This is a genomic window from Streptomyces sp. NPDC049577 (genome assembly GCF_040675635.1).
GTDB lineage: Bacteria > Actinomycetota > Actinomycetes > Streptomycetales > Streptomycetaceae > Streptomyces.
Genome location: NZ_JBFAPH010000017.1, coordinates 1 through 21,024, shown reverse-complemented (window position 1 = coordinate 21,024; position 21,024 = coordinate 1). Strand labels below are relative to the sequence as shown.

Genomic DNA, 21,024 nt, shown 5'->3' with positions numbered 1-21,024 from the left:
CGCCGGCAGTGCCGAGGAGCTGCCCGCGGGGAGCGGGCCCGACGGCCGGGGGAAGGCCGGCCGCAGGGCCGCGCGCGTGGTGGTGGCGGATGACCAGACGGTGGTGCGCGAGGGCATCGTGATGCTGCTCGGGCTGCTGCCCGGCATCGAGGTCGTGGGGGCGGCCGCCGACGGTCTGGAGGCGGTCCGGCTGGTCGCCGAACACGCCCCGGACGTGGTGCTGATGGACCTGAGGATGCCGCGCTGCGACGGCGCCGAGGCCACGCGGCGCATCCGGTCCGAGTATCCGGGCACCCAGGTCGTGGTGCTCACCACCTATGCCGACGACGACTCCCTCTTCCCGGCGCTGCGGGCCGGGGCGCGCGGTTACCTCACCAAGGACGCCGGCGGGGAGGAGATCCTCCGGGCGGTGGAGCAGGTGATGTCGGGGGAGGCGGGGCTGTCGCCCAGGATCCAACTGCGGCTGCTGGAGCGGCTGGCCGCGCCCGTGGCCGAGCAGTCGGCCGCCGGCCCGGCGGCGCCGCGCGAGCTGCCGGACGGCCTGACGGCCCGTGAGGCGGAGGTGCTGTCCCTGGTCGCCGACGGTCTGTCGAACGGGGAGATCGCCCGCCGGCTGCATGTGAGCACCGCGACGGTGAAGACGCACATCAACAATCTCTTCGCCAAGACCGGGGTCCGCGATCGTGCCCAGGCCGTGCGGTACGCCTACCGGCACGGCATCGCGCAGCCGCCGGACGGCTCCGTCACATGACGTGCTCCCACTCGATGGGGTGAATTCGGCGGAGAGGGAGGACCGCGGGGCGTGGCGGGAGCGTCAGGGGCGGCCGGCGGCCCAGGCGTAGCGGTGTTCGGGGCGGCCGGTCTCGCCGTAGCGGAGGGTGAGTCTGAGTCTGCCGGACTCCTCCAGGCGTTTGAGGTAGCGCTGGGCCGTGGAGCGGCTGAGGCCCGAGCGCTGGGCGACCTCGTGGGCGGACAGGGGGCGGGCCGCGTCCGCGAGCACGCGGCGGATGAGGTCGGCGGTCGGCGCGGACTGGCCCTTGGGCAGGGGAGGGGCGACGGAGGCCGCGCGCAGGGTGCCGAAGATCCGGTCGACCTCGTCCTGTTCGGCTTCCCGGGCGCCCTCCAGGGTGCGGCGCAGCTGCGCGTACGCCTCCAGCTTCACCCGCAGCCCGGGGAAGGCGAACGGTTTGACCAGGTACTGGAGGGCGCCGTAGCGCATCGCCGTGCGCACGGTCGCGATGTCACGCGCGGCGGTGACCATGATGACGTCGGTGTGGTGGCCCAGCTGGCGGATGCGGCGGACCAGGGAGAGACCGCTCTCGTCGGGCAGATAGTGGTCGAGCAGCATCAGGTCCACCGGCTCGCGTTCCAGGAGCGCCAGGGCCTGGGCGGCGGAGTGCGCCGTGGCGCGGACCCGGAAGCCGGAAACCCGGGACACATAGGCGGCGTTGATCTCGGCGACGCGGAAGTCGTCGTCCACCACCAGGACATCGATCATCGGTTCACTCCTTCGAGCAGTCGCAGCGCCTCCGGCAGCTCCACCGTGAACACCGCGCCTCCACCGTCGCGTTCGCCCACCCGGGCCGCGCCGCCGTAGCGTTCCGCCAGCCGCCGGACGAGGGGCAGGCCGAGGCCGCGCGGGCGGTGCCCGGCCGGTTCCTTGGTGGACCAGCCGTCGGCGAACACCAGCTCCCGGGCGTCGGCCGGCACGCCCGGCCCGTTGTCCGAGACCCGCAGGACGACCGTGCTGTCCACGGCCCGCAGTTCCACCTCGACCCACGGCTCGGTGGACGCCGCGCGCCGGCTGTGGGCGCAGGCGGCGTCGAGGGCGTTGTCGACGAGGTTGCCGAGCACGGTCACCAGGTCGCGGGGGTCGACGACGCGATCGGGCAGACAGGTGCGTTCGCTCACCCGCAGGGCCGCCCCCCGTTCCGCGGCCACCGCGCTCTTGCCCACCAGCAGCGCGCTGACGAGCGGTTCGTGCACCCGCTCGGTGACCTGCTCGGCCGTCGCCCGGTGCGCGCCGGTGACCTCCGCGACGAAGTCCACCGCCTCCTCGTACAGGCCCAGTTCGAGCAGGCCGACGATGGTGTGCATGCGGTTGGCGTGCTCGTGGTCCTGGGCGCGCAGTGCCTCCGTGAGCCCCCGGGTGCCGTCCAGTTCCCGCCCGAGCTGCTCCAGCTCGGTGCGGTCGCGCAGGGTCGCCACGGTGCCGCCGTCGGCGGTGTCCATCCGGTTGGCGACCAGCACCCGCCCGCCCCACACGGTGAGCAGGTCCGCGCCGGCCGCCCGGCCGGTGAGCACGTCCGTGAGCCGGCCCGCCGGCAGCAGCGCCTCCAGGGGCCGCCCCACGGCGTCCGGGCCCAGCCCCAGCAGCCGCCGCGCCGCGTCGTTGACCAGGCGTACGTGTCCGCGCCGGTCGAGGGCGACGACGCCCTCGCGGATGCCGTGCAGCATGGCCTCCCGTTCCTCCAACAGTGCCGAGATCTCCGAGAGTTCGATGCCGTGGGTGCGTCTGCGCAGCCGCCAGGAGACGGCGAACGAGGCCAAGGCCCCGGCCGCGAGTGCCGCTCCGGCGTACATCAGGACGTCCGGCAGGGCGTGCAGCAGGACGCCGCGCACGCTGTCGTAGGCGATGCCCACCGAGACCGCGCCGACCACGGCGCCCTCGCCGTCGCGCAGGGGCACCTTGCCGCGTGCGGAGCGGCCGAGGGTGCCGTCCTCGATGCCGGTCCACTCGCGGCCCGCCAGGGCCGGACCCGGGTCCGTGCTGACGTGCCGGCCGATCTGCGCCGGGGTGGTGTGGGAGTAGCGGATTCCCCGTGTGTCGACCACCACGACATAACTGGCGCCCGTGGCGAGGCGGATGCGTTCGGCGGCTGCCTGCACCGGGCCGTCCGGATCCGGGCGTCCGGCCAGCACGTCGTGCGCGATGCCCGGCTGCGCCGCCGTCGCCTGGGCGATCGCCAGCGCCCGGCGCATGGCCTGGTCGTCCAGCTGGTCGCCGAGGGGCGCGAGGAAGAGGCCCGCGGCCAGCGCGGTGACGCCGGTGGTGATCAGCAGCTGGACGGAGAGGACGTGGGCGAAGACCCGGCGGGGCCAACGGGGACGCATGACTGACCCTTTCGTTGCGATACCTCCCCATCCGGCGATCGCTCGTTCCGACGTGTGTGTGAACAGAACGTAGCCGTATCGGACCGGTTGCCCCACCCCTTGTGTCACTTTCGTTGCCGAAACGGGAGACGCGGCGTCCGGAACCCCGTGAGCAGAATGCGCAGAACGAGCTTTGTGCGCTCAACCCGCACAGCGCTCACAAGGCTGCCCCCGCGTCGTGGGTCCCTCCTAGCCTCCAGCACCGATCACCCCGCACCTGCGACGCGGGGCAGGACGGCCCGTGGCGAGAGGCGGACGGATGAACAGCGGCAACCCACCCGGCGGTGCCCCGGCGATCGAGTTGCGCGGAGCCGGCAAGGAGTTCCGTACACCCTCGGGAGCCCGGCACGTGGCCGTGCGCGATCTCGATCTCACCGTCGGCAGGGGCGAGTTCGTGGCGGTCGTCGGCCCGACCGGATGCGGCAAGTCCACGACCCTCACCCTGGTGAGCGGGCTCGAGGAGCCCACCGAGGGCGAGGTGCTCGTCGACGGCCGGCCGGTGACCGGCATCCGGCCGGAGGTCGGCTTCGTCTTCCAGCAGGACGCCGTCTTCCCCTGGCGCACCGTGCTGTCCAACGTCATGGCCGGACCGCGGTTCCGCGGCGTGCCCAAGGCAGAGGCCAGGGAACGGGCCCGCGACTGGCTGGGCCGGGTGGGCCTCGCGGCCTTCGCCGACCGCTACCCGCACCAGCTCTCCGGCGGGCAGCGCAAGCGCGTGGCGCTCGCCCAGACCTTCGTCAACGACCCCGCGATCCTGCTGATGGACGAGCCGTTCTCGGCCCTCGACGTGCAGACCCGGGCCCTGATGTCCGACGAGCTGCTGGAACTGTGGAGCGGGGCACCAACCGGCGGGACCTCCGCGTCCGTCGTGTTCGTCACGCACGACCTGGAGGAGGCCATCGCCCTGGCCGACAAGGTCGTGGTGATGACGGCGGGACCGGCCACCGTCAAGCAGGTCTTCCCGATCGACCTGCCCCGGCCGCGCAAGGTCGAGTCCGTGCGGCTGCGGCCGGAGTTCATCGAGATCTACCGCGAGATCTGGTCCTCCCTCGGCGAGGAAGTCCGCATCACCCGTGAGAGGGGTGCCTCCCGTGTCGCTTGAGTCCGCGGAGTCCGTGGGGGCGCCTTCCGCCCTGCGCAAGGCAGGCATGGGGCGTACGGAGGCTCGCGCCCGTGCCACCCGCAAGCGCAAGCTGCTCGTCCTCGCCGCACGTGTGCTGCTGCTGGCCGCGCTGCTGGGGGCGTGGGAGGCGCTGTCCCGCGCCAAGGTCATCGACCCGTTCAACTTCTCGATGCCGTCGAAGATCTGGGACCAGCTCGCCCAGTGGACGCTGCACGGCACCGCCCAGGGATCCCTGGGCGAGCAGGTCTGGGTCACGCTCTACGAGGCGCTGCTCGGCTGGGTCGCGGGCGTGGCGGGCGGCGTGGTGCTGGGCATCCTGCTGGGCCGGATCCGCTTCCTCGCCGACGTCCTGGGCCCGTACATCAAGGTGCTCAACGCCCTGCCCCGCATCGTCCTCGCGCCGATCTTCCTCCTGATGTTCGGTCTGGGGCCGGCCTCCAAGGTCGCCGCGGCGGTCGTGCTCGTCTTCTTCCCCGTCTTCTTCAACGCCTTCCAGGGCGTGCGCGAGGTCGACCGCAACCTGATCGCCAACGCCCGTGTCCTGGGCGCGAGCAACCGGCAGGTGACCCTGCAGGTGGTCATCCCCGCCGCCACCTCCTGGATCTTCACCAGCCTGCATGTGAGCTTCGGCTTCGCGCTCATCGGCGCCATCGTCGGCGAGTACATCGGCGCGGACAGGGGCATCGGCCTGCTCGTCTCGGTCTCCCAGGGCGCGCTCAACTCGGCCGGCGTCTACGCCGCCATGGTCATCCTCGCCGTCGTCGCCCTGCTCGCGGAGGGCGTCCTGACCTTCCTGGAGCGGCGCCTCTTCCGCTGGAAGCCCGGCGCGCCCGGCTCCGACCACTGACCAGGCGCTTTTCCCCCACCCCACTCGCACACCCCCCGATCTCACACCGTAAGGAACGACGATGCGACCATTCGGCAGACCCCGTACGCTCGCCAAGGCCACCGCCGCCGCCGTCGCCGGGGTGATGTGCCTCGCCCTCGCCGGCTGCGCCGACGAGGTGTCGGCCTCCGGCTCGCGCTCCGGTGGCGAGGCGGCCCTGGAGGGCGAACAGGTCAAGATCATGGTCGGTGGCCTGGACAAGGTCATCTACTTGCCGGTCGTCCTCACGCAGCGACTGGGCTACTTCGACAAGGAGGGCGTCTCGGTCAAGCTGCTCACCGAGCCGGCCGGCGTACAGGCGACCACCGCCCTCGTCTCCGGCGATGTCCAGGGCGTGGTCGGCTTCTACGACCACACGCTCGATCTTCAGGTCAAGGGCAAGCAGGTGGAGTCCGTGGTCCAGCTCGCCCAGACGCCCGGCGAGGTCGAGATCGTCTCCAAGAAGGCGGCCGCCGACGTCGGTTCGCCCAAGGACTTCAAGGGCAAGAAGCTCGGGGTCACCGGACTGGGATCCTCCACCGACTTCCTGACGAAGTACCTCGCGGTGAAGAACGGTGTGAAGACCAGCGACTTCACGCCCGTCGCCGTCGGCGCCGGCCAGACCTTCGTCTCCGCCCTGGAGAACGGCTCCATCGACGGCGGCATGACCACCGACCCCACCGTCGCCCAGATCCTCTCCAAGGACCTCGGCAAGGTGCTCGTCGACATGCGTACCCCGGAGGGGGCGCGGGCCGCGCTCGGGGGGCTCTACCCCGCCTCCAGCCTCTACATGAACACCAGCTGGGTCGAGGGGCACAAGGACACCGTGCAAAAGCTGGCCAACGCCATGGTCAGAACGCTGAAATGGATGTCCGAGCACTCGGCCGAGCAGATCGCCGACGAGATGCCGCCCGACTACGCCAAGGGCGGCAAGGAGCTCTACACGCGCGCGGTCGCGAGCACGCTGCCGATGTTCACCAAGGACGGTGTGATGCCCCCCGACGGCCCGCGGACCGTCCACGACGTCCTCAAGGCCTTCAACCCGGAGCTGAAGAACGCCACGGTGGACCTGGAGAAGACCTACACCACCGAGTTCGTCAGGAAGGCGAACAAGGGCTGACGGACAGGACGTCCATCCGGGCCGGGGTGGCCGGCGCCCTGCCGCAGCTCTCCGGACGCGGCGGCTGCTCGGCACCCTGCCGGACGTCCACCCGCCAGGAGCGGCCGTCCCGGTGCGCGACGGTCACGCTCCACAGCGGCGCCGCCCCCTCGGTCCCGACGACGTCCAGGGCGTCCGCGCCCTCCTCGCCGGTCAGCTCCCGGACCGCCAGCTCGGCCGCCTGGGCGGGCCGCTCCCACGCCGAGCGGCCCCGGCAATTGCCCGTCACCACGCGGCCGTCCCGCGCGGCCTCCACCACGTCCTTCACACCGTGCGCGGTGGCCCGGCCGTAGGCGTAGCCGTACGGCAGCACGAACAGCGTCGGCGCGAACCGGTGGCCGCCGATGTGGGTGACCTCCCACACCTCCATGTCCCCCGAGGCGGCCAGTTCCGCGGCGAGCGGCCGGCCGAGCAGGGCGCAGCAGCGGTCCCGCTTGCCGTTGGTGCACACCAGGGCGAACGGATCGCCTTCGTACGGTTCCCACAGCCCGCCGTGCTCGCCCGCGCCCAGCGCGGCGAAGTCCAGCCCGGTGGCCAGGCCCGCGGGGTCGGTGATCTCGGCCGTACGGATCCAGGAGCGCCCCGGCGCGGTGTGGGCGGCGAAGACGCGGTGCGTCGCCGGCCCGTGGCAGTCGGCGTGCCGGCCCGGGCGGCGGATGAGGGCGATCCGGACGCCGGTGCCCTCGGCGGCCTCCTGCAGCGCCCGGCCGGCGGCGGGGGCGAGGTGGCTGGAGGTGAGCGCGTCGGCTCCCCACGGGCCGGGCTGTTCGATCAGCAGCCAGGTCCGTGCGATGGCGGCGGTGCCGGCCAGCGGTTCGGTCAGATCACGGGAAGCGGTCGCGCACGTGCTCACGTAGGTGAGCCTAACCTGACTCACGGTGATCGTGCACCGGGAGCCCGGGTGACCTCCACGACACGATCCGGGCCACCTCTATCCTGGTACGCCCCCCGACCCGGAGCCCTCCAGCCACCGCTGGAAGGTGCCCCCGACCGCCGCGGCGTACGACGATGGAGGCAGCCCCATGGCGAAGCCCGCCAAGCGACAGATCCCGGTCATCGTGCTGGCGGGCTTCCTCGGTTCGGGGAAGACCACCCTGCTCAACCATCTGCTCGCCAGGAGCGGGGGCAGCCGGATCGGCGCCGTGGTCAACGACTTCGGCAGCATAGAGATCGACGCCATGAGCGTCGCCGGGCAGGTCGACTCCATGGTCTCCCTGGGCAACGGCTGTCTGTGCTGTGCCGTCGACACCAGCGAGCTGGACGGCTTCCTGGACCGGCTGGCCCGCCCGGCGGCCCGCATCGACGTCATCGTCGTCGAGGCCAGCGGGCTCGCGGAGCCGCAGGAGCTCATCCGCATGATCCTCGCCAGCGAGAACACGAACATCGTCTACGGCGGGCTCGTCGAGGTGATCGACGCGGCCGAGTTCCCCCGCACCCGCGCCCGCCACCCCGAGCTCGACCGGCACGTGCGCATCGCCGACCTCGTCGTCCTCAACAAGGCCGACCGGGTCGCCGACGAGACCCGCGGGGAACTCATGGCGACCCTCACCGAGCTGGCCCCCGGGACCCCGGTCGTCGCCGCCTCCTACGGCCGCGTCGACCCGGAACTGCTCTTCGACCGCAAGCCGCGCGAGGACCACCTGGAGGCGGTGCGCCAGCTGTCCTTCGAGGACCTCTGCACCGCCGACGACGACCACGCCGACGACGACCACGCCGACGACGACCACGCCGACGACGACCACGACCACGACGGGCGCGCCCACGACGGGCATCTCCACGCCGCCTACGAGAGCGTGGAGTTCGTCTCCGAGGAGCCCCTGCACCCGCGCCGGCTGATGGACTTCCTCGACAACCGGCCGCCGGGGCTCTACCGGATCAAGGGCTTCGTCCATTTCGGCGTCGCCGGGCACCGGCAGAAGTTCACCCTGCACGCCGTCGGCGACTTCCTGCGCTTCTACCGCTCGCCGTGGGCGCGCTCGGAGAAGCGCGTCACCCAGCTCGTCATGATCGGCAGCGGGGTCGACGCCCGGGCCCTGCGGGACGGGCTCGACGCCTGCCGGCAGACCGCACCGCAGGACGCCGACGAACACAGCATGTGGGGCGTCCTGCGGTACGCGCAGGGCTGAGGGGCCGCGGCCTGTACCGCCCGCCTACACCGGTCCGGCGACCGTCGCGATCGGCTTGTCCAGCGGCGTGCCCGAGCCGTCGCGGCGCGGGTCCGGCTCCGGCAGCGCCGCCGGGGTGCCGTTGGGCTGGGCGGCGCGGGCCGGCGTCGGCCCCGCCCAGGCCAGGATCAGGCAGTCCTCGCCCTTGAGGAACCGGTGGCAGCGCACGCCGCCCGTGGCCCGGCCCTTGCGCGGGTACTGGTCGAACGGCGTCGCCTTCGCCGTCGACCCCGCCGAGCCCGGCAGGGCTCCCCGGGCACCGGCCACGGTCACCACGACGGCGTCCGCCGCCGGGTCGACGGCCGTGAAGGAGATCACCTTCGCCCCCGAGGACAGCTTGATGCCGGCCATGCCGCCCGCCGGACGGCCCTGCGGCCGCACCTGCGCCGCCGGATAGCGCAGCAGCTGTGCGTCGTCGGTGAGGAACACCAGGTCCTCCTCACCGGTGCGCAGTTCGACCGCGCCGACGATGCTGTCGCCGTCCTTGAGCGTGATGACCTCCAGCTCGTCCTTGTTCGCCGGGTAGTCCGGGACGACGCGCTTGACCACGCCCTGCTCCGTGCCGATCGCGAGCCCCGGCGAGGACTCGTCCAGCGTGGTCAGGCACACCACCCGCTCGTCGTCGGCAAGCGACAGGAACTCCCGCAGCGGCGCCCCGCCCGCGAGGCTGGGCGCCGACGCCGTCTCCGGCAGCTGCGGAAGGTCGATCACCGGCAGCCGCAGCAGCCGCCCGGTCGAGGTCACCACGCCGACCGCGCCGCGCGCGGTGGCCGGCACGGCCGAGACGATCACATCGTGCTTGACCCGGCGCGCGCCCTCCTCGCCGGTCTCCGCGAGCGGCTCCGCGCTGGCGGTACGGGCCAGCAGCCCGGTGGAGGAGAGCAGCACCCGGCACGGGTCGTCCGCGACCTGCAGCGGCATCGCCGTCACCGGCGCGCCCGCCGACTCCAGCAGCACCGTGCGCCGGTCGGTGCCGAACTTCTTCGCCACCTCGGCCAGTTCCGAGGAGACCAGCTTCCGCAGCTCCGCGTCGGACTCCAGGATCCGGGTCAGCTCCTCGATCTCCCGGGTGAGCCTGTCGCGCTCGGTCTCCAGCTCGACCCGGTCGAACTTCGTCAGCCGGCGCAGGGGAGTGTCGAGGATGTACTGCGTCTGCACCTCGGAGAGCGAGAACCGCTCGACGAGTGACGCCTTGGCCTCCGCGGCGTTCTCACTCGATCGAATGATTCGGATGACCTCGTCGATGTCGACGAGGGCCACCAGCAGGCCCTCGACGAGGTGCAGCCGGTCCCGCCGCTTGGTCCGCCGGAACTCGCTGCGCCGGCGCACCACCTCGAAGCGGTGGTCGACGTAGACCTCCAGCAGCTCCTTCAGGCCCAGCGTCAGCGGCTGGCCGTCCACCAGCGCGACGTTGTTGATGCCGAAGGACTCCTCCATCGGCGTCAGCTTGTAGAGCTGCTCCAGCACGGCCTCGGGGTTGAAGCCGTTCTTCACCTCGATGACCAGCCGCAGGCCGTGGGCCCGGTCGGTGAGGTCCTTCACATCGGCGATGCCCTGCAGCTTCTTCGAGCCGACCAGGTCCTTGATCTTGGAGATCACCTTCTCCGGGCCGACCGTGAAGGGCAGTTCGGTCACGACCAGGCCCTTGCGGCGGGCCGTGACGTTCTCCACGGAGACGGTGGCACGCATCTTGAAGGTGCCGCGCCCGGTCTCGTACGCGTCACGGATGCCGCTCAGGCCCACGATCCGGCCGCCCGTCGGCAGGTCGGGGCCGGGGACGTACTTCATCAGGGTGTCGAGGTCGGCGCCCGGGTGCCGGATCAGGTGCCGGGCGGCGGCGATCACCTCGCCCAGATTGTGCGGCGGCATGTTGGTCGCCATGCCGACCGCGATCCCGGACGCGCCGTTGACCAGCAGGTTCGGGTAGGCGGCGGGCAGCGCCACGGGCTCCTGCTCGCTGCCGTCGTAGTTCGGCGCGAAGTCGACCGTGTCCTCGTCGATCGAGCCCGTCATCAGCGCGGTCGGCGCGGCCATCCGGGCCTCGGTGTACCGCATGGCCGCGGGCGGGTCGTCGTTGCCCAGGGAGCCGAAGTTGCCGTGGCCGTCGACCAGCGGCAGCCGCATCGAGAACGGCTGGGCCATGCGCACCAGGGCGTCGTAGATCGAGGCGTCGCCGTGCGGGTGGAGCTTGCCCATCACCTCGCCGACGACGCGGGCGCACTTCACGTAGCCGCGCTCGGGGCGCAGCCCCATCTCGTTCATCTGGTACAGGATCCGGCGCTGGACGGGCTTGAGGCCGTCCCGGGCGTCGGGCAGGGCGCGCGAGTAGATGACCGAGTAGGCGTACTCGAGGAAGGAGCCCTGCATCTCGTCGACGACGTCGATGTCGAGGATGCGCTCCTCGAACTCTTCCGGCGGCGGGGTCTTCGTGCTGCGGCGGGCCATCGCGGCTGCGGCTCCTTCGATCGATCGCCGAGGCGGTCTCTGCGGCGGGTCTGCGTCGGGTCTGACGCGGACCATTGTGGACCTCCCCACCGACAACGCGGACCGCGACCCGACAGTGACCCCGCCGCGACCCGGTCGCGACCCGTCCGGGCGGATCCTGGCGGTACGGGAACTTCGCGCGAGGTCGGCGCGCTTGCATACAGTGACAGCACTGTTCATCACGCGCCCCGCGGCGCGCCGTCACCCGGCGGCGCGGCGGGGAGTCGCGAGACACACGAGGGATCGAAGGGACGTACATGCCCATGGGTCACACGGCCACGCAACAGGCCGGTTCCGGCGGCCTGACAGCGACGGAGCACCGCCTGGCCAACGGCCTGCGGGTGGTGCTCTCGGAGGATCATCTGACCCCGGTCGCGGCTGTCTGCCTCTGGTACGACGTCGGCTCGCGCCACGAGGTCAAGGGCCGCACGGGCCTCGCCCACCTCTTCGAGCACCTGATGTTCCAGGGCTCGGCCCAGGTCAAGGGCAACGGCCACTTCGAGCTGGTGCAGGGCGCCGGCGGCTCGCTCAACGGCACGACCAGTTTCGAGCGCACCAACTACTTCGAGACCATGCCCGCCCACCAGGTCGAGCTGGCCCTGTGGCTGGAGGCGGACCGCATGGGCTCGCTGCTCGTCGCCCTGGACGAGGAGTCCATGGAGAACCAGCGCGACGTCGTGAAGAACGAGCGCCGCCAGCGCTACGACAACGTGCCCTACGGCACGGCCTTCGAGAAGCTGACCGCGATGTCCTTCCCCGACGGCCACCCCTACCACCACACCCCCATCGGCTCCATGGCCGACCTGGACGCCGCCTCCCTGGAGGACGCGCGCGCCTTCTTCCGCACGTACTACGCCCCGGGCAACGCCGTCCTGGCCGTGGTCGGCGACATCGACCCGGAGCAGACGCTCGCCTGGATCGAGAAGTACTTCGGCTCCATCCCCGCCCACGACGGCAAGCAGCCCCCGCGCGACGGCGCCCTGCCGGACACCATGGGCGGCGAGCTGCGCCAGGTCGTCCGCGAGGAGGTCCCCTCCCGCGCGCTGATGGCCGCCTACCGCCTGCCCCACGACGGCACCCGCGAGTCCGACGCCGCCGACCTGGCGCTGACCATCCTCGGCGGCGGCGAGTCCTCCCGTCTGCACAACCGCCTGGTGCGCCACGACCGGACCGCGGTCGCCGCCGGCTTCGGCCTGCTGCGCCTGGCCGGCGCGCCCTCCCTCGGCTGGCTGGACGTGAAGGCGTCCGGCGGCGCGGAGGTGGCGGACATCGAGGCCGCCGTGGACGAGGAGCTGGCCCGCTTCGCCCTGGAGGGCCCGACCCCGCAGGAGATGGAGCGCGCCCAGGCCCAGCTGGAGCGCGAGTGGCTGGACCGGCTCGCCACCGTCAGTGGCCGGGCCGACGAACTGTGCCGCTTCGCCGTGCTCTTCGGAGACCCGCAGCTGGCCCTCACCGCCGTCCAGCGCGTCCTGGAGGTCACCCCCGAGGAGGTGCAGGCGGTCGCCAAGGCCCGGCTGCACCCCGAGAACCGGGCCGTGCTGGTCTACGAGCCGACCGCCCCCGAGGCCCCCGAGGCCGACGGGCCGGGCACCGGCAGCGCCACCGGCGCCGACGAGAACGCACAGAACGCAACGGAAAGCGAGACGGCCCAGTGAGCGACGCCGTAGCCGCCGGCACCACCGACCCCACGGACACCGGGCTCGCCGGGCCCGGCATGGATTTCCACCCCCAGCCCAAGCCCGGCACGGCCAGCCCCTGGGCCTTCCCCGCCCCCGAGCGCGGCAAGCTGCCCAACGGTCTGACCGTGCTGCGCTGCCACCGCCCGGGCCAGCAGGTCGTCGCCGTCGAGGTCAGCCTCGCCGCCCCCCTGGAGGCCGAGCCGCAGGGCCTCGACGGTGTGGCCACGATCATGGCCCGCGCCTTCTCCGAGGGCACCGACAAGCTCAGCGCCGAGGACTTCACCGCCGAGCTCGAGCGCTGCGGCGCCACCCTCGACGCCCACGCCGACCACCCCGGCGTGCGGCTCTCCCTGGAGGTGCCCGCCTCCCGGCTGACCCGGGCGCTGGGCCTGCTCGCCGACGCCCTGCGCGCCCCCGCCTTCCCCGAGGGCGAGGTCGAACGGCTCGTCCGCAACCGCCTCGACGAGATCCCGCACGAGCTGGCCAACCCGGCCCGCCGCGCGGCCATGGCGCTCTCCGCCGAGCTCTTCCCGGCCGACTCCCGGATGTCCCGCCCCCGCCAGGGCACCCAGGAGACCGTCGAACGCATCGACGCCGCCGCCGTCCGGGCCTTCTACGAGGCGCACGTCCGCCCCGCCACCGCGACCGCGGTGGTCGTCGGCGACTTCACCGGCGTCGACCTCGACCACGCCCTGGCCGAGACCCTCGGCGCCTGGAGCGGCACCGCCGCCGAGCCCCGGCCCGTACCGCCCATCACCGCCGACGACACCGGCCGCGTCGTCATCGTCGACCGCCCCGGCGCCGTCCAGACCCAGCTGCTCCTCGGCCGCATCGGCGCCGACCGGCACGACCGCGTCTGGCCCGCCCAGGTGCTCGGCACCTACTGCCTGGGCGGCACCCTCACCTCCCGACTGGACCGCGTCCTGCGCGAGGAGAAGGGCTACACCTACGGCGTGCGGGCCTTCGGCCAGGTGCTGCGCTCCGGCCCGCCGTCCCCCGCGGGCCCGGGTGAGGGCGCCGCGATGCTGGCCATCAGCGGCTCGGTCGACACCGCCTCCACCGGCCCCGCCCTGAAGGACCTCTGGCAGGTGCTGCACACCCTCGCCGCCGAGGGCCTCACGGAGTCCGAGCGCGACGTCGCCGTGCAGAATCTCGTCGGCGTCGCCCCGCTCAAGTACGAGACGGCGGCGGCCGTCGCGGGCACGCTCGCCGACCAGGTCGAACAGCACCTCCCCGACGACTACCAGGCATGGCTGTACGAGCGGCTCGCCGAGACCGGCACGGTCGAGGCCACCGCGGCCGTCGTCAACGCCTTCCCCGCCGACCGGCTGGTCACCGTTCTCGTCGGTGACGCCGCGCAGATCGAGGAGCCCGTCAAGGCCCTCGGTATCGGCGAGGTGACGGTCATCCCCTCCTGACGGGAGCTCAGCGCCACCGTGGCGTCCGGGAGGCGTGGGGGACCAACGGGTCCCCTGCGCCTCCCTTTTGTCCGTTTGGCGGAGTGGTTGCATGTTGGCGATGTGGCGTACGTCATAAAAGCTCACTTCTGTTTGCCGTTCGAATCTGACGACCATTAGCGTCAGGGCGGCAGTCCGTCAGACAGGAGCCGCAACCGCGGCCCCGGGCAGCCATCGCCGAGTCCCCGTACGGTGCGAGCCGGAGGGGAGCCGGGGAACCACACGTTTCCCTGGGGTGAATCGGGCCCCTCCCCGGAGGGGGCCGTAGGAGACCTTCCTGCTCCGAACCCGTCAGCTAACCCGGTAGGCGAGAAGGAAGGAAAGGAACAGCCGTAGACATGGCGTTCACGCGTCCCACCGGGAAGCACCGTCGTCCGAGCCGTACCGCGCGCACCAGCGCCAACATCGCGGGTATAGCCACCCTCACCGCCGGTGGCGTCGTGGCCGGCTTCGCCGCCCCCGCGCTCGCGGCCAGCGACGACCCGCACCGCACCGAGGACACCGGTCTCACCCAGGCCGTCGTGATGAGCGATGTCGTGGCCGGCAACGTCGACGCCCAGGCGGAGACCCAGCGCAGCGCCGCCGACGAGGCGGACGCCCGGATGCAGGCCGAGGCCACCGCGAAGAAGAAGGCCGCCGAGGCCAAGCAGCGCGCCGACGAGGCCGCCCGCAAGGCCGAGGCCGAGCGCGCCGCCAAGGAGCGCGCCGCCCGTGACGCCGAGCGCAAGCGCCTCAACACCTTCGTGATGCCGATCGACGGCTCCTACGTCTCGACCGCCTACAAGGCGTCCAGCGGCCTGTGGTCCTCCGGCAGTCACACCGGCGTGGACTTCCACGCCGAGTCCGGCACCACGGTGCACGCGGTCGGCGCCGGCACCATCGTCGAGGCCGGCTGGGGCGGCGCCTACGGCAACAACGTCGTCATCCAGATGGCCGACGGCACCTACACCCAGTACGGCCACCTCTCCTCCATCGACGTCTCCGTCGGCGAGCACGTCACCGCCGGCCAGCAGATCGGCCTCTCCGGCGCCACCGGCAACGTCACCGGCCCGCACCTGCACTTCGAGGCCCGCACGGCGCCGACCTACGGCTCCGACATCGACCCGGTCAGCTACCTGCGCGCACACGGCGTCAGCCTCTGACCCACGCCCCAGGGATTCCCGCAAGGCCCCGGCCACCGGCCGGGGCCTTCGCATTTCCCTGAGCGCCCGGCTGGCCAAAAACAGGCAGGAAATCACCGGTGCCATCGGAAACCGGACGCGATTGCCATAGAGTTCGGCGCACGGGCGCCGAAGTGAGTGACGGCGTGAGCGCCGGAGCTGAAGGGGTGGAAGCGGTGGAAACCGTGGAAACGAAGTCCGACGGCCGCCGCATTTCCACGCACGCCGTCTGCACGGCCATCCGCGACGACATCGTCTCCGGGGTGTTCCCGCCCGGCGCCCGGCTCATCGAGGAACTCCTCGCCCGCCGCTACGGCGTCTCCCGCGTACCCGTCCGGGAGGCCCTGCGCACCCTCGCCTCCGAGGGCTTCGTCGTCACCCGCCGGCACGCCGGCGCCTGCGTCGCCGAGCCCACCGAGCAGGAGGCGGCCGACCTACTGGACGTGCGCGCCCTGCTGGAGCCGCTGGGCGCCGCGCGCGCCGCGCAGCGGCGCACCGAGGCGCATCTGAAGGTCCTGCGCGGACTGGTGCGGCTCGGGCAGGACCGGGCGCGCGGCGGCCGTACGGGCGAGCTGCGCCCCCTGGGCGACTGGTTCGACGAGACCCTCGCGCAGGCCTCCGGCAGCCCCAGCCTCGCCGCGCTCCTCACCCAGCTCCGCCGCAAGATCACCTGGGTGTACGGGGGCGAGCAGTCGGCGCGGCCGGTGGCGGACTGGGAGGCCTGCGGCGCCCTCGTGGACGCGGTCGCCCGGCGCGACGCGGAGCGCGCCCGGTTTCTCGCCGCCGCCCGCGCCCACCGGTCGCCCGGTGAATTCCGGCTCCGGCGACCGGAACCGCCCGCGCGCGGGAGCGGGCCGAAACGTTCTGTAAACACGGCGAGCGCACCCTCTTAACAAGGGCGCGCTATGAATTGGGGAAAGGAGCGGCCGGGAATTCGTGGCGGTACCCGGCCGGTGCCGTGCGCGAGCCGCCCGGCCCGCGCACGGCACGCACCCCTCGCATCAGGTGAGGGGGGCCGTCCCGGAGATCAGACCGTCTCCGGAAGCTCCTCGAGCCCCTCGGCGACCAGCTTGGCCAGACGGTCGAGCGCGGCCTCGGCGCCCTCGGCGTCGGACGCCAGGACGATCTCCTCGCCACCCTGGGCACCCAGGCCCAGCACGGCCAGCATGGAGCCGGCGTTGACGGGGTTGCCGCCGGCCTTGGCGATCGTCATGGGGACGCCGGCGGCGGTCGCCGCACGGACGAAGATCGACGCCGGGCGGGCGTGCAGGCCCTCGGCCCAGCCGACGTTTACGCGGCGCTCAGCCATGGTGTTGCCCTTCAAGTCGCGATGGGTTGTCTAGACCATTGTGGCACGCGGTCGGCGGTGCCCGTGCGCGGCGGACGGGCCGCCGACGCCCGGCCGTACGCTGGCCCCATGCAGACGCCGTCCGAGCACGCGTATCCGACCCACTGGGAAGCCGATGTCGTGCTGCGCGACGGAGGCATCGCACAGATCCGTCCGATCACGCCGGACGACGCGCGGCGTCTGGTCGACTTCTATGAACAGGTCTCGGACGAGTCCAAGTTCTACCGATTCTTCGCCCCTTATCCGCGCCTCTCCGACCGGGACGTGCACCGCTTCACCCACCACGACTACGTCGACCGGGTGGGGCTGGCCGCCACGGTCGCCGGCGAGTTCATCGCCACGGTCCGCTACGACCGCATCGACGGCCGCGGCCTGCCCGCCTCCCTCCCGGCCGACGAGGCGGAGGTCGCCTTCCTCGTCCAGGACGCCCACCAGGGCCGGGGCGTCGCCTCCGCCCTCCTGGAGCACATCGCGGCCGTCGCCCGGGAACGCTCGATCCGGCGCTTCGCCGCCGAGGTGCTGCCCGCCAACACCAAAATGATCAAGGTCTTCACGGACGCGGGCTACACCCAGAAGCGCAGCTTCGAGGACGGCGTCGTCCGCCTCGAACTCGACCTCGAACCGACCGACCGGTCCCTCGCCGTCCAGCGGGCCCGCGAACAGCGCGCCGAGGCCCGCTCCGTCCAGCGCCTGCTCGCCCCCGGCTCCGTCGCCGTCGTGGGGGCCGGCCGCGAGCCCGGCGGCATGGGGCGCACGGTGCTCCGCAATCTGCTCGCCGGCGGCTTCACCGGGCGGGTGTACGCCGTGAACAAGGCGTTCCCCGAGGGGCTTTCGCGGCTGGAGCCCGAGGGCGTCCCCGCCCACCGCTCCGTCCTCGGCGTCCCCGAACCCGTCGACCTGGCCGTCGTCGCCGTACCCGCCGAGCACGTGCCGTCCGTGGTCGCCGACTGCGGTGAGCACGGTGTCCAGGGGCTCGTCGTGCTCTCCGCCGGCTACGCCGAGAGCGGGGCCGAGGGCCGCGAGCGCCAGCGCGAGCTGGTCCGGCAGGCCCGCTCGTACGGCATGCGGCTCATCGGGCCCAACGCCTTCGGCATCGTCAACACCGCCCCCGGGGTCCGGCTCAACGCCTCGCTCTCGCCCGAGCTGCCGGCCACCGGGCGGATCGGGCTGTTCAGCCAGTCCGGCGCCATCGGTATCGCCCTGCTCGGCGGGCTCCACCGGCGCGCCGCCGGGCTCGTGGGCGTCTCCACCTTCGTCTCCGCCGGCAACCGCGCCGACGTCTCCGGCAACGACTTCCTCCAGCTCTGGCACGACGACCCGGATACCGACGTCGCCGTGATGTACCTGGAGTCCATCGGCAACCCGCGCAAGTTCACGCGTCTGGCACGGCGCACGGCCGCCCGCAAGCCGGTCGTCGTCGTCAAGGGCGCCCGGCACGGCGCCGCCGCCGCGCCCGCCGGACACGCCGTGCCCACGCCCCGCATCCCCGACGCCACCGTCTCCGACCTGCTGCGGCAGGCCGGCGTCATCCGCGTCGACACGGTCACCGAGCTGGCCGACACCGGGCTGCTGCTCGCCTCCCAGCCGCTGCCCGCCGGGCCCCGCGTGGCCATCCTCGGCAACTCCGAGTCCCTCGCCCTCCTCACCTACGACGCCTGCCTCACCGACCGCCTGCGGCCGCTTCCCCCGCGCGACCTGACCACCGCCGCCACACCGGAGGACTTCCGGGCGGCCCTCGCCGAGGCCCTCGCGGACCCCGCCTGCGACGCGGTCGTCGTCACGGCCATCCCCTGGGTGGGCGACGCCACCGCCGCCGACCTCGCCGGGGCGCTGCGCGCGGCGGCCGGGTCGGCGGCGGAGGCGAACGGGGGCACGGCCAAGCCGGTCGCGGTCGTGCACCTGGAGATCCCCGGCCTCGGCGAGGCGCTGGCCGCGGGCTCCCGGGGCATCCCCGCCTTCCCCGCCGCCGAGCGGGCCGTGCGCGCCCTGGCCGAGGCCGTCCGGTACGCGGAGTGGCGGCGGCAGGCCGCCGAGCCCGGGCGGGTGCCCGAGTACGAGGACATCGACGAGGCCGGGGCCGCGGCCGACATCGACGTCCTGCTGAAGGCCCACGGCGCGGACGGCGCCGGCGTCGCGGGCCGGCCGCGCGCGGTGACGCTGTCCTCCGCCGACACCCAGCGGCTGCTCGCGCGGTACGGCATCGCCGTCCTGCCCGCGCTGCCGGCGCCCGACCCGGACAGCGCCGTGCGCGCCGCGCGCCGGCTCGGCTTCCCCGTCGCCCTCAAGCCCACCGCCTCGCACCTGCGCCACCGCGCCGACCTCGGCGGCGTCCGGCTCGACCTCGGCGGCGAGACGGAACTGCGCCGGGCCTACGCCGAACTGACCGAGCTGCTCGGCAAGCCCTCCGAGACGCGGCTCGTCGTGCAGTCGATGGCGCCGCGCGGCGTCGACACCGTCGTCCGGGCCGCCATCGACCCGGCCGCCGGCGCGGTGCTCTCCTTCGGCCTGGCCGGCGCGCCGTCCCTGCTGCTGGGCGACACCGCGCACCGGCTCGTCCCGGTCACCGACCGCGACGCCGCCGGACTCATCCGCTCGATCAGGACCGCGCCGCTCCTCTTCGGCTGGCGCGGCTCGACGCCCGTGGACACCCCGGCGCTCGAAGAGCTGCTGCTGCGGCTGTCCCGGCTGGTCGACGATCATCCCGAGGTGGTCGGCGCCGACCTCGAACCCGTGATCGTCGCGCCCCACGGCGTCCACGTCCTGGGCGCGTCCCTGCGCCTGGCCCCGCCCCCGCCCAGAACCGACCTGGGCCCCCGCAGCCTGCCGCTGCCGCGGTACTGACCGGGCACGGAGGGGGAACGCCGGGTTCCGGGCAGTGGTCGGGTGCGGGCCGCAGGCCGGGGGGCGTGGGCCCCGTAGGATAGGGGCCATGGCGAAGACCGGTACGACGACCCAGGGGCTGCGCGCGGCCATCGAGCGCAGTGGCTACTACCCGGCCCTCGTGGCCGAGGCGGTGGAGGCCGCCGTGGGCGGTGAGCCGGTCGCCGCGTACCTGGTGCACCAGGAGACGACCTTCGACGCCAACGAGGTGCGCCGCCATGTGACCGTCCTCGTGCTGACGGGCTCCCGCTTCATCGTCAGCCACACCGACGAGCAGGCCGCCGACGACACCTCGCCCTCTCCGTACGCCACGACCTCCACGGAGTCCGTGAAGCTGGAGCGGATCTCCTCCGTCGTGCTCAGCCGCGTCGTCGCCAACCCCGAGTCGTACACGCCGGGCACGCTGCCCCGCGAGGTCGTGCTCAACATCGGCTGGGGCGCCGTCTCCCGCATCGACCTGGAGCCCGCCGCCTGCGGCGACCCGAACTGCGACGCCAACCACGGCTACACCGGCCCGCTCACCGCGGACGACCTGAGCCTGCGGGTCAGCGAGGCCGGGGACGGGCCCGACACGGTCCGCCAGACCCTCGCCTTCGCCCAGGCGCTCTCCGAGGCGACCGCGGTGACCGGCCGCTGATGTCCGGTTCCTCCCTCGGCCGGCCGGCCGCAGGCTCCGCCTGGCACGAGCCGGTCCCGCTCGACCCCCGCACCGCCCCACTGCCCCGCTACGGCACCGGATCACTCGCCGATCTGCTGCCCGCCGTCGCGGCCGGCATGGGCGTACCGGGCCTCACCTCCGGCCTGGAGCTGGCGCCCGCGGACCGGGTCTGCGTCTTCCTGATCGACGGCCTGGGCTGGGAGCTGGTGCGCGCCCACCCGGCCGAGGCGCCGTTCCTGCACTCCCTGCTGCCGAGCTCCATGAACGGCACCGGCACGCCGATGACCGCCGGCTTCCCGTCGACGACCGCGACCTCGCTCGCCTCGGTCGGCACCGGCCTGCCGCCCGGCGCCCACGGGCTGCCCGGCTACATGGTCGTCGACCCGGCGACCGGCGAGCTGATGAACCAGCTGCGCTGGCGCCCGTGGACCGATCCGCACGCCTGGCAGCCGTACCCCACGGTCTTCCAGCTCGCCGATGCGGCCGGCGTCGACACCTGCCAGGTCACCGCGCCCGACTTCGAGCACACCCCGCTCACGAAGATCGCGCTGAGCGGCGGCACGTTCCACGGCCGGCTGTCCGGCGAGGAGCGGATGGACTTCGCCGCCGAGCGCCTCGCCGGCGCCGACCGCTCGCTCGTCTACACGTACTACAGCGAGGTCGACGGCAAGGGCCACCGGTTCGGCGTCGACTCCGAGGAGTGGCGCGGGCAGTTGATGTACGTCGACCTGCTCGCCCAGCGGCTCGCCGAGCAGCTGCCGCCCCGCTCGGTGCTCTACGTCACCGCCGACCACGGCATACGTGGGAGAGCGTGGCCTCGGTGAACGCCGCCGCCCGCTCGGGCGGCACGTGCGGTGACGGCGCCCCCACCTCCTGGAGCCACACCGGCCGCC

16 protein-coding genes, 1 pseudogene and 1 riboswitch are annotated in these 21,024 nt (G+C 73.1%); of the genes and pseudogenes, 12 read left to right on the top strand and 5 right to left on the bottom strand.

Features of this window, described 5'->3' with window-relative positions:
* Positions 1–19 precede the first annotated feature (19 nt).
* A complete protein-coding gene (locus AB0K09_RS04110) occupies positions 20–751 on the top strand; it encodes a response regulator transcription factor (RefSeq protein WP_366063727.1) in 732 nt (243 codons plus the stop codon).
* 63 nt (positions 752–814) lie between these two features.
* On the opposite strand, the gene AB0K09_RS04105 is transcribed toward AB0K09_RS04110, so the two are convergent.
* Entirely contained in the window at positions 815–1,498 is a 684-nt protein-coding gene (locus AB0K09_RS04105) for a response regulator (protein WP_366063690.1), read from the bottom strand.
* Positions 1,495–3,114 (bottom strand): sensor histidine kinase, encoded by a 1,620-nt coding sequence (locus AB0K09_RS04100; protein WP_366063688.1) that lies wholly within the window; start codon positions 3,112–3,114, stop codon positions 1,495–1,497. Before AB0K09_RS04100 ends, AB0K09_RS04105 begins: the two co-directional genes overlap by 4 nt.
* Before the next feature lie 298 nt (positions 3,115–3,412).
* On the opposite strand from AB0K09_RS04100, the gene AB0K09_RS04095 reads away from it, so the two are divergent.
* The 3 genes from AB0K09_RS04095 to AB0K09_RS04085 all read left to right on the top strand — a co-directional run bounded on the left by AB0K09_RS04095 (position 3,413) and on the right by AB0K09_RS04085 (position 6,261).
* Positions 3,413–4,255, top strand: a complete 843-nt coding sequence (locus AB0K09_RS04095; protein ID WP_366063686.1) for an ABC transporter ATP-binding protein — start codon at positions 3,413–3,415, stop codon at positions 4,253–4,255.
* A 46-nt stretch (positions 4,256–4,301) separates the two neighbouring features.
* Positions 4,302–5,123: an ABC transporter permease gene (locus AB0K09_RS04090; RefSeq protein ID WP_366063726.1), complete on the top strand. Its 822-nt coding sequence runs from the start codon at positions 4,302–4,304 to the stop codon at positions 5,121–5,123.
* 61 nt (positions 5,124–5,184) lie between these two features.
* Positions 5,185–6,261 (top strand): ABC transporter substrate-binding protein, encoded by a 1,077-nt coding sequence (locus AB0K09_RS04085; protein ID WP_366063685.1) that lies wholly within the window; start codon positions 5,185–5,187, stop codon positions 6,259–6,261.
* Here AB0K09_RS04085 and AB0K09_RS04080 read toward each other — a convergent pair.
* Positions 6,239–7,153, bottom strand: coding sequence for a sucrase ferredoxin (locus AB0K09_RS04080; protein ID WP_366063684.1), 915 nt, complete (start codon positions 7,151–7,153; stop codon positions 6,239–6,241). The genes AB0K09_RS04085 and AB0K09_RS04080 overlap by 23 nt on opposite strands.
* A gap of 169 nt (positions 7,154–7,322) precedes the next feature.
* Here AB0K09_RS04080 and AB0K09_RS04075 point away from each other — a divergent pair, with 169 nt between their 5' ends.
* A complete protein-coding gene (locus AB0K09_RS04075; protein WP_366063683.1) occupies positions 7,323–8,426 on the top strand; it encodes a CobW family GTP-binding protein in 1,104 nt (367 codons plus the stop codon).
* A 24-nt stretch (positions 8,427–8,450) separates the two neighbouring features.
* Here AB0K09_RS04075 and AB0K09_RS04070 read toward each other — a convergent pair whose 3' ends face one another.
* A complete protein-coding gene (locus AB0K09_RS04070) occupies positions 8,451–10,910 on the bottom strand; it encodes a DNA topoisomerase IV subunit A (RefSeq protein WP_366063682.1) in 2,460 nt (819 codons plus the stop codon).
* Between the two features lie 302 nt (positions 10,911–11,212).
* On the opposite strand from AB0K09_RS04070, the gene AB0K09_RS04065 reads away from it, so the two are divergent.
* The 4 genes from AB0K09_RS04065 to AB0K09_RS04050 all read left to right on the top strand — a co-directional run bounded on the left by AB0K09_RS04065 (position 11,213) and on the right by AB0K09_RS04050 (position 16,138).
* Complete coding sequence (locus tag AB0K09_RS04065) at positions 11,213–12,604, top strand: pitrilysin family protein (protein WP_366063725.1); 1,392 nt, start codon at positions 11,213–11,215, stop codon at positions 12,602–12,604.
* Positions 12,605–12,663: 59 nt separating this feature from the next.
* Entirely contained in the window at positions 12,664–14,046 is a 1,383-nt protein-coding gene (locus AB0K09_RS04060; RefSeq protein WP_366063724.1) for a pitrilysin family protein, read from the top strand.
* A gap of 204 nt (positions 14,047–14,250) precedes the next feature.
* Positions 14,251–14,409, top strand: a riboswitch (cyclic di-AMP (ydaO/yuaA leader).
* A gap of 14 nt (positions 14,410–14,423) precedes the next feature.
* The gene (locus tag AB0K09_RS04055; RefSeq protein ID WP_366063681.1) at positions 14,424–15,227 is read left to right on the top strand and encodes a M23 family metallopeptidase; all 804 of its coding nucleotides are present in this window, start codon (positions 14,424–14,426) and stop codon (positions 15,225–15,227) included.
* A 203-nt stretch (positions 15,228–15,430) separates the two neighbouring features.
* Positions 15,431–16,138 carry a GntR family transcriptional regulator gene (locus AB0K09_RS04050; RefSeq protein ID WP_366063680.1) on the top strand — a complete coding sequence of 236 codons (708 nt, stop codon included), beginning with the start codon at positions 15,431–15,433 and terminating at the stop codon, positions 16,136–16,138.
* A 134-nt stretch (positions 16,139–16,272) separates the two neighbouring features.
* Here the strand turns inward: AB0K09_RS04050 and AB0K09_RS04045 are convergent, their stop codons facing one another.
* Positions 16,273–16,554 (bottom strand): HPr family phosphocarrier protein, encoded by a 282-nt coding sequence (locus tag AB0K09_RS04045; protein ID WP_366063679.1) that lies wholly within the window; start codon positions 16,552–16,554, stop codon positions 16,273–16,275.
* Positions 16,555–16,662: 108 nt separating this feature from the next.
* Between AB0K09_RS04045 and AB0K09_RS04040 the strand changes: the two genes are divergently transcribed.
* The 3 genes and pseudogenes from AB0K09_RS04040 to AB0K09_RS04030 all read left to right on the top strand — a co-directional run.
* A complete protein-coding gene (locus tag AB0K09_RS04040; RefSeq protein WP_366063678.1) occupies positions 16,663–19,434 on the top strand; it encodes a GNAT family N-acetyltransferase in 2,772 nt (923 codons plus the stop codon).
* Positions 19,435–19,522: 88 nt separating this feature from the next.
* On the top strand, positions 19,523–20,110 hold the full coding sequence (locus AB0K09_RS04035) for a DUF5998 family protein (RefSeq protein ID WP_366063677.1): 588 nt from the start codon (positions 19,523–19,525) through the stop codon (positions 20,108–20,110).
* Positions 20,110–20,931 (top strand): annotated as a pseudogene (locus tag AB0K09_RS04030) (nucleotide pyrophosphatase/phosphodiesterase family protein); the annotation flags it as partial. The gene AB0K09_RS04035 and the pseudogene AB0K09_RS04030, both read left to right, overlap by 1 nt.
* Positions 20,932–21,024 lie beyond the last annotated feature (93 nt).

Coding starts and splice junctions, on each gene's coding strand:
- AB0K09_RS04105 (WP_366063690.1), bottom strand. CDS start 1,498: ATGATCGATGTCCTGGTGGTGGACGACGACTTCCGCGTCGCCGAGATC.
- AB0K09_RS04100 (WP_366063688.1), bottom strand. CDS start 3,114: ATGCGTCCCCGTTGGCCCCGCCGGGTCTTCGCCCACGTCCTCTCCGTC.
- AB0K09_RS04095 (WP_366063686.1), top strand. CDS start 3,413: ATGAACAGCGGCAACCCACCCGGCGGTGCCCCGGCGATCGAGTTGCGC.
- AB0K09_RS04090 (WP_366063726.1), top strand. CDS start 4,302: ATGGGGCGTACGGAGGCTCGCGCCCGTGCCACCCGCAAGCGCAAGCTG.
- AB0K09_RS04085 (WP_366063685.1), top strand. CDS start 5,185: ATGCGACCATTCGGCAGACCCCGTACGCTCGCCAAGGCCACCGCCGCC.
- AB0K09_RS04075 (WP_366063683.1), top strand. CDS start 7,323: ATGGCGAAGCCCGCCAAGCGACAGATCCCGGTCATCGTGCTGGCGGGC.
- AB0K09_RS04070 (WP_366063682.1), bottom strand. CDS start 10,910: ATGGCCCGCCGCAGCACGAAGACCCCGCCGCCGGAAGAGTTCGAGGAG.
- AB0K09_RS04065 (WP_366063725.1), top strand. CDS start 11,213: ATGGGTCACACGGCCACGCAACAGGCCGGTTCCGGCGGCCTGACAGCG.
- AB0K09_RS04060 (WP_366063724.1), top strand. CDS start 12,664: ATGGATTTCCACCCCCAGCCCAAGCCCGGCACGGCCAGCCCCTGGGCC.
- AB0K09_RS04055 (WP_366063681.1), top strand. CDS start 14,424: ATGGCGTTCACGCGTCCCACCGGGAAGCACCGTCGTCCGAGCCGTACC.
- AB0K09_RS04045 (WP_366063679.1), bottom strand. CDS start 16,554: ATGGCTGAGCGCCGCGTAAACGTCGGCTGGGCCGAGGGCCTGCACGCC.
- AB0K09_RS04040 (WP_366063678.1), top strand. CDS start 16,663: ATGCAGACGCCGTCCGAGCACGCGTATCCGACCCACTGGGAAGCCGAT.
- AB0K09_RS04035 (WP_366063677.1), top strand. CDS start 19,523: ATGGCGAAGACCGGTACGACGACCCAGGGGCTGCGCGCGGCCATCGAG.